The organism is Leptolyngbya sp. FACHB-36 (genome assembly GCF_014695955.1).
GTDB lineage: Bacteria > Cyanobacteriota > Cyanobacteriia > Leptolyngbyales > Leptolyngbyaceae > FACHB-36.
In genome coordinates, this window is the sequence record NZ_JACJPG010000566.1 from 1 (window position 1) to 7,455 (window position 7,455).

The 7,455-nt window shown below is 54.9% G+C and carries 7 protein-coding genes; 3 read left to right on the forward strand and 4 right to left on the reverse strand.

Annotated features, from left to right (window positions below; translation table 11 throughout):
- On the reverse strand, nucleotides 1-362 hold a 362-nt coding region (locus H6F43_RS16225), incomplete at its 3' end, for a cob(I)yrinic acid a,c-diamide adenosyltransferase (RefSeq protein ID WP_190343762.1).
- Nucleotides 363-392: 30 nt separating this feature from the next.
- A complete protein-coding gene (locus H6F43_RS16230; RefSeq protein ID WP_190343763.1) occupies nucleotides 393-665 on the reverse strand; it encodes a hypothetical protein in 273 nt (90 codons plus the stop codon).
- Nucleotides 666-919: 254 nt separating this feature from the next.
- Between H6F43_RS16230 and H6F43_RS16235 the strand changes: the two genes are divergently transcribed.
- Together H6F43_RS16235 and H6F43_RS16240 are read left to right on the forward strand one after the other, a co-directional pair.
- A complete protein-coding gene (locus H6F43_RS16235; RefSeq protein ID WP_190343764.1) occupies nucleotides 920-2,233 on the forward strand; it encodes a hypothetical protein in 1,314 nt (437 codons plus the stop codon).
- Nucleotides 2,234-2,609: 376 nt separating this feature from the next.
- Nucleotides 2,610-2,840: a hypothetical protein gene (locus H6F43_RS16240; protein WP_190343765.1), complete on the forward strand. Its 231-nt coding sequence runs from the start codon at nucleotides 2,610-2,612 to the stop codon at nucleotides 2,838-2,840.
- Here the strand turns inward: H6F43_RS16240 and H6F43_RS16245 are convergent.
- Complete coding sequence (locus H6F43_RS16245) at nucleotides 2,831-3,280, reverse strand: hypothetical protein (protein WP_190343766.1); 450 nt, start codon at nucleotides 3,278-3,280, stop codon at nucleotides 2,831-2,833. The genes H6F43_RS16240 and H6F43_RS16245 overlap by 10 nt on opposite strands.
- Before the next feature lie 692 nt (nucleotides 3,281-3,972).
- On the opposite strand from H6F43_RS16245, the gene gcvP reads away from it, so the two are divergent.
- Nucleotides 3,973-7,011, forward strand: coding sequence for an aminomethyl-transferring glycine dehydrogenase (gcvP, locus tag H6F43_RS16250; protein ID WP_190343767.1), 3,039 nt, complete (start codon nucleotides 3,973-3,975; stop codon nucleotides 7,009-7,011).
- A 39-nt stretch (nucleotides 7,012-7,050) separates the two neighbouring features.
- Here gcvP and H6F43_RS16255 read toward each other — a convergent pair.
- Nucleotides 7,051-7,455 (reverse strand): archaeosortase/exosortase family protein (locus tag H6F43_RS16255; protein WP_190343768.1); only part of this gene is annotated, 405 nt, incomplete at its 5' end.

Sequence of the window (7,455 nt, forward strand, 5' to 3'; positions counted from 1 at the left end):
CGATCGCGGTCCTGCGTTTCCCAGGTAAAGCCCTCGCCGAGTGCGTGGAACTCTAACTGCGGCGGCTGGTCTGCTGTCCCAACGCTCCACGGGCTAAAGGCAGCTTTTTCGGCAGGTTCCCACGCGCCTTTGATGAATTGCACGATCGCCACGCGGTAGCCATGACCGAGCGATCGCAGCACCATACCCAAGCCTGCTGTCGTTTTACCTTTGCCGTTGCCCGTATGCACGATGACCAGTCCTTGCTCCTGAGTCATGCCCGCCAATCGCTGGTCCTGTACCTGCTTGCGCCGCTGCATTTTTTGGCGATGCTGTTCAGCAGTTAATTTCGCTTGCTGATCAGCGGTTGATTCAACACTCATCTTGTCCTCTCTACCGTTTTTCAAACGCCGTTACTCAAACGAAAACAAGCTGTGGGGCTGGCTAATGGCTTCCTGTCTTGCCCAGTCTCCCTGGTAGTTGTCATTAATTTTCTGTGCCTTTTGCTTTAGGTGCTTGGGCACGTAGCAGAGATCAACCGGAAGCCCGTGGTACACCAGAAATTCGGCTAGCTGGTGCGGATGGAGGTAAATCTGCTCTTTGTGCAGCCGTCGCAGAATATCCTCGAACGTGTCCCAGGGAATGGTAGCAGGACCCAACAAATCGGCAGAGACATGATTTGACATTGCAGCAGGGGGGAGACGCGTTGAAAGGCAGTGAGCCGCGATCGTGAAATTTCGATCGCTCACTACTTCTCATGGTAGTTCCGACTACAAAAAGGAGCTACGATTTCTCAGTGCCGGATTGAGCAGGGTGTGTTGTTAGCAGCTGTAATTGGCAGTCGTAAATGCTGCTCTGGGCTGCGTAGTTAAGGACTCAAGAACGAGGGAATACTGACCTCAGCAAATCACCTTCAACTGCCACAGGCTAAGCAAGCAATATGTCTCTTAACAACCATGCCTTTGAGCTTCTGAAAGCAGAAGTGCTGCGGTGCTGCGGCGAGGATTTTGCCAGCCAGGTTCAAAAAGAAATTGCCTTAAAGCGGCTAGAGAAGCTGCGATCGCAGGCAGGACCGCCCCTGACGCTGGAGGAACTGCGCGGTACGGTCAGCGATCTGTTTCCAAATTTCAGCGAGCGAGTGCTCAAGGCGGCAGCGGCTGCCAATCGCCCATCGAAGTTTTGGGGACACCTTCAGGCTGCGACGATCGCGATCACGGCAGTGGCAGGGGGCGTCTGGTTTCTGAATTTGCCTTACCCAATGATTCGCTTCCCCGTGTCGCGGGTAGCCCCGATCGTGCTGCTGCCCAGCTTTATGAGCATGGACTCCAACTATCGGCAGGCGATCGCGCTGGTGGAGCAGTCGGATCAATTGGTGAACCAAGCAACGAGCGCGGCTGACTTTGAGCTAGGAGCAACGAAGGTAAAGAAAGCGCAAAGCCATCTGGACGCTCTGCCCGTGTGGTTTTTGGGCTATTACCCTCAAGCCTACTGCGCGTGGTCGCAGTGCACCTGGCGATTTACGCTGGATGAGTTTGAGCAAGCGCGCAAGCAAATTGCTCGCATGGACGCCAAGCTGTTTCAGGAGAAGAATGCTCAAACGCAGCTAGGACAGGCAGAGCAGTCGTTGGGGGGCACTAAGCAGCAGTACCAGGAATCCCCAAATCTTGCCGAGAAGCAGACCGCGATCGCTCAGTGGCAGCAGGCGATCGACAGCTTGGAGCAGATTCCGCCTGAAACGCTGGCAGGACGAATGGCGCAAACAAAATTGGGGGCTTACGAGCGCGATTTTCAGCAAGTCGTTGGCTTTACAGCTGGAAATGTCCGCTCTGGTAACTTAATCCAAGCAGCAAAGGCATTCGCCACCGTTGCTCAAGCACCCTCGCTGAATGCGCCGCGATCGGTTGCCGAGTGGGAAAAGGCGCAGGGCAACTGGCAGGATGCGATTACGCGGCTAGAGGAAATTAAAGATGCAGACCCTGATTTTTTGCAGGCTCAAAAATTGCTGGCACATTACAAAGACAACTTGAGAACGGCTAAAGTGCGCCAGACGCAGGAGCAAACCTCAGTTGACGTATTTGAAGAGGCACAGCAATTGCAGCAGCAGTTGGTGAAAAATGCGAAGTCAAAAGACCTGAATCAAATCAGCGGCGAGATGCAGGCGATCGAGTCTAAGTTAGCCAAAATCGATCGAGGAACCACCGTTTATTCTCAAGCCCAAACTCTGCTAGCCCAAGTTCGTAAACGGTTGAAATAAACCGTTTATGTGCAGGCGGCGTACTCTAAAAGAGACCGTATCAAAAAGGAACAGAGGAGTAGAGAACAGACCCGGTAACGCCTCTACTTCCCCTGTTGGATGGAGCATGTTAATGTTCAGCAGCCTAACACCCTTGATTTCGGCTGTACTTCACCCGATCGGACAGTTACTTGGCTCCAATGCTGAGTTCAGCAATCTAACAATGTAATGCAGCGATCGACAGCGATCTCAGCTAACCTTGTGATTTAAATCACTTACTAAGCCAGATTAAATCACTCGATTGCAGGGGAATTGTCACAGGTTTAGCGCGTCGTTATCACTGGAATTTTCAGGGCAGCCGTAGATATTAGTAATATCAATCATCTCGGTGGCTCTCATGGTTCCCCTAGCCCTGCTTCCCGGTGCGCTCTCCGAATTGTTTGTCCAGACCAGCCTGACGAGCGAAATGACGCTCGCTGATCGCTACGGCATTCTGGCAGCGATTCTCGATGAGTCGCTTAGCGAGGAAGATCAGCAGTCACTCAATCGGTTGCTCCACGCGTGGATGCGGGGACGGGTCCAAGTCGTCAGTGAACTGTCTGCAATCAACTGCCGCTGCTACCGCTGATTCAACTCTCGGCACTTTGCCGCTGCGGCCTCAAACGCTTCCTGATAGGCGCTGCCGCCCAGCATGACATCTCCGTAATACTCGTAGGGCGCAGCACCGTAGATCGGCAAGGGGTCGTCATCGGGATAATCTTCCTCAGCTTCTTCGATCGCCGCTTTTAACTGCTTGACGCTTAACTGCTGTGCCGGGAAATAGTGGAGTTCCTGACCGTCTTGAGCAAGGTAGGGCAACGACGGATCAATGATGTGCTCGTCGAGTTCAATCCAACCGTGCTCGATCGGCGCCTTTGGATTGCCGCTGCGGGCAACGAATCCTTGAACGTAGACGGCTCCCGGTGTTGCCAGCGCCGCTTTGTGGGCGTTGTTGAATGGAGAGCGGGCGCTGCTCTTGATGCGATCGGCAATCTCGCGTGAACGCACCTCATCTACGGACTTATTCATGCAACGCGAACCCTAGAGGAATCACTACTCGCAGAGTATACCGTTATCCTGCCTGCCTCGGCATTGGTCCTAGGGAATGACTGGTAGCCCAACGGCACCAACAGATGAATTCGTTTTTTTAGCCGTTATCTTAGAACGCTTCAATGTTAGTGCATTTCAATGGAGCACGGTTAGCAGCACAGTTAACTGACTGTCTGCACAAACGTCTTCCACTCAGCGCAATAGTTGTTTTTGAATGAAGCAATTTAACGGCAAAATGCAGCGGCGGCAGTTAATCTTTACAGCTCCGCCAGCCGCTTGCAACCAGTCGTGCAGACCAAATTGTTAGACCGTATCAACTGACGAAACTAAAGCGAAGGCGCAGATAAGCTGCAACCTCCGCGATCGATTGGAATGTAGAAAATCTAATTCATGCCATGAGGGAGTATCACCACGATCGCATCGGTACGGATGGTGGTGGAGATCTTGCAGAGTCAGCGGGGTCAGGGAGATGAGGCAGGAGCCAGCAGCAACCAGCAGACGGCGATTTGCTACAGCCCTACTGCCATCCTAAATGAGTTAGATTCGGAGGATTCGATAGGGCAACCCTTGAGTTAGGGAGTCGCTGATTCGGCACTTTCAATTCAAGTGTTGCAGAATGTTAATGTAGCGATCGGCTACAGTAGCCCACAACCCGACAGCACGTAGAGTTTATGCCAGAGCGATCGATTGACCAACTTAGTCAGCGCACAAATGGCGCAGCGACTAATGGCGTTACCCCAATTGCAGCCAACGGAGTAGCCAACGGCACACCTCACTCGTTACCTTCCACGCCGCTGGCATACCCCGGCTCTTTCGCTCAGCGTCACATTGGTCCCTCTGCGATCGACATTCAGCAAATGCTAACTCTGCTAGGCTTTGACAGCCTAGATGCGCTGATTGACGCAACGGTTCCTCCAGCGATTCGGATGCGGCATCCCTTGCACCTAGAAACGGGCAAAAGCGAGTACGAACTGCTGCAAGAGCTGAAAGAGATCGCGCAGGAGAATCAAGTTTATCGATCGTTTATCGGGATGGGCTATGCTAACTGCATCACGCCGCCTGTAATTCAGCGCAATATCCTAGAAGACCCCGGTTGGTACACTCAATACACGCCCTATCAGCCCGAAATTGCGCAGGGACGGTTGGAAGCGCTGCTGAATTTCCAAACGATGGTCACCGACCTGACCGGATTGGAAATCGCCAATGCCTCGCTGCTAGACGAAGGCACAGCGGCAGCCGAAGCCATGTCAATGAGCTACGGCGTCAGCAAAACGGGAGCCAAGACATTTTGGGTGTCGCAGGAGTGCCACCCGCAAACGATCGCCGTGGTTCAAACCCGCGCTCTGCCGCTGGGCATCGACGTTCTTGTGGGAGACCACCGCACTGTCTCGTTCGATCAGCCCGTGTTCGGCGTGCTGCTGCAATACCCCGCGAGCGACGGTGCCATTTACGACTACACAGCGGTAATTGAACGCGCTCATGCGGCAGGCGCGATCGTGACCGTTGCCGCCGATCTGCTGAGTTTGACGCTGCTGAAGCCGCCAGGAGAATTTGGTGCTGATGTTGCCGTGGGCAACACACAGCGCTTTGGAGTGCCGCTGGGCTACGGCGGTCCCCATGCGGCATACTTCGCCACCAAGGAACTCTACAAGCGCCAGCTTCCGGGTCGCTTGGTTGGGGTGTCCAAAGACGTACACGGACAGCCCGCTCTGAGACTGGCGCTGCAAACCCGCGAGCAGCACATCCGCCGCGACAGAGCCACCAGCAACATCTGCACGGCGCAAGTGCTGCTCGCGGTGATTGCCAGCATGTACGCGGTCTACCACGGTCCCCACGGTTTGCGGCAAATCGCACTGCGCATTCACCAACTGACTACAATTTTGGCAACGGGGCTGCGGCAGTTGGGCTGCACGATCGAGGCTGAGCCAGTCTTTGACACCCTGCGCGTGGAGGTGCCCGCCGATCGCGCGGCAGGAATTCACCGTCGATCGCACTCTCACCACATCAATGTGCGGCAGCTAGGCACTTCCACCTTCGGGATTACCCTAGACGAAACCACATCCTCCGACGACCTAATCGCCCTATTTCAACTATTCGCGGGAGACGAAATCCCCCACTTCACCCCAGAAGACCTCCTCCCAACCATTCCGAACTCCGAATTCCGAATTCCGAATTCCAACCTCCTCCGCACCACCGCTTACCTAACCCACCCCGTCTTCAACTCCTACCACTCCGAAACCGAACTGCTGCGCTACATCAACCGCTTGCGGTCTAAGGATTTGTCGCTGACAACGGCGATGATTCCCCTCGGCTCCTGCACCATGAAGCTGAACGCGACCTCCGAGATGCTGCCAATTACGTGGAGCGAGTTCAGCCAAATTCACCCCTTCGCGCCAGTCGAGCAAACCGCAGGCTACCAAATCCTGTTCCAGCAGCTTGAAGCATGGCTGGCGGAGATTACTGGATTCGCCGCCATTTCGCTTCAGCCGAATGCCGGATCACAAGGCGAATACACGGGGCTGCTAGTGATTCGCCAATATCACCACTCTCATGGGGAGCCACATCGCACGGTCTGCCTGATTCCGACGTCCGCGCACGGCACCAATCCTGCTAGTGCCGTGATGGCAGGAATGCAGGTGGTACCCGTTGCCTGCGATGCAGACGGCAATATCGATGTTGCAGACCTGAAGGCGAAAGCCGAGCAGCACCACGATCATCTGGCAGCGCTAATGGTGACCTATCCCTCTACGCATGGCGTCTTCGAGGAAGCGATTCAAGAGATTTGCAGCATCGTCCACGCTCACGGCGGACAGGTTTACATGGATGGTGCCAACCTCAATGCCCAAGTAGGCTTGTGTCGTCCCGGCGATTTTGGAGCCGATGTTTGCCATCTGAATCTGCACAAAACCTTTTGCATTCCACACGGGGGTGGCGGTCCCGGTATGGGTCCGATCGGCGTTGCTGCCCATCTAAAACCCTTCCTCCCCACCCATCCGGCATTAGGGAATGCAGAACGACTCGAAAATTTCGAATTCAAAATTTCGAATTCAAAATTCCCCCCGATCGGTCCTGTCTCCGCCGCTCCTTGGGGCAGCGCCAGCATTTTGCCGATTTCCTGGATGTACATTGCCCTGATGGGGACAGAAGGATTGACGGACGCAACCAAGGTTGCCATTCTCAACGCCAACTACATCGCCAAGCGGTTAGAAGGACACTATTCCGTGCTCTACAAGGGCAAAGGTGGACGGGTCGCGCACGAGTGCATTTTGGATTTGCGCCAGTTTAAAAAGACAGCAGATATCGAAGTAGATGACATTGCCAAGCGACTGATCGACTACGGTTTCCATCCGCCCACAGTGTCGTGGCCCGTTGCCGGAACCATGATGGTGGAGCCAACCGAGAGCGAAGCGAAGCGAGAACTCGATCGCTTCTGCGACGCCATGATTGCCATCCGCGAAGAGATTCGGGAGATCGAAGCGGGCCGACTCGATCGCGCGAACAACCTGCTGAAAAATGCGCCTCATACGGCTTTAGCTCTCACCGAAGACTGGGACCGCCCCTACCCGCGCCAGCGTGCCGTCTATCCCACCGCTTGGACGCGAGAGAACAAGTTCTGGGCAGCCGTGGGACGCATCGATCAGGCGTATGGCGATCGCAATCTCGTCTGTACCTGCCTGCCAATGGACGCTTACACAGACTCCAACAAGTAGCGTCCAACGAGTAGCGGTGGAGGGTCGCAAACGATCGGGCTAAGCCTGAGATTTTTTGGGCGATCGATTGGTTAGCCCCATCACGGCGTAATAGTAGACCGTGAACAGCACTCCTGTAAAAATCTGTCCGCCCCAAGGACCGTGCCAAAACTCAAACGCTGCCTTCCCCCAGTAAACCGATGCCAGCGTTAGCAGCATAATCCGGGGCACATTGAACACCAGCGCCAAGACGATGCCGATCGCCATTAAGCCGATCGTCTGTAGCCGACTCTGGTTCAAAAACAGCCCCATAATCAACCCTGCCGCTGCCATCGTAAACGCCATATTAAACCCGTTGCAGCCCCACGCAACCTCCACCGACCCTCCCGGTAGAGAGACCAGCGTGCCCTGAACAACAGCAGGCTGACCGATCACTCGCAGCGCTCCCGCGCCGCACCACGCCAT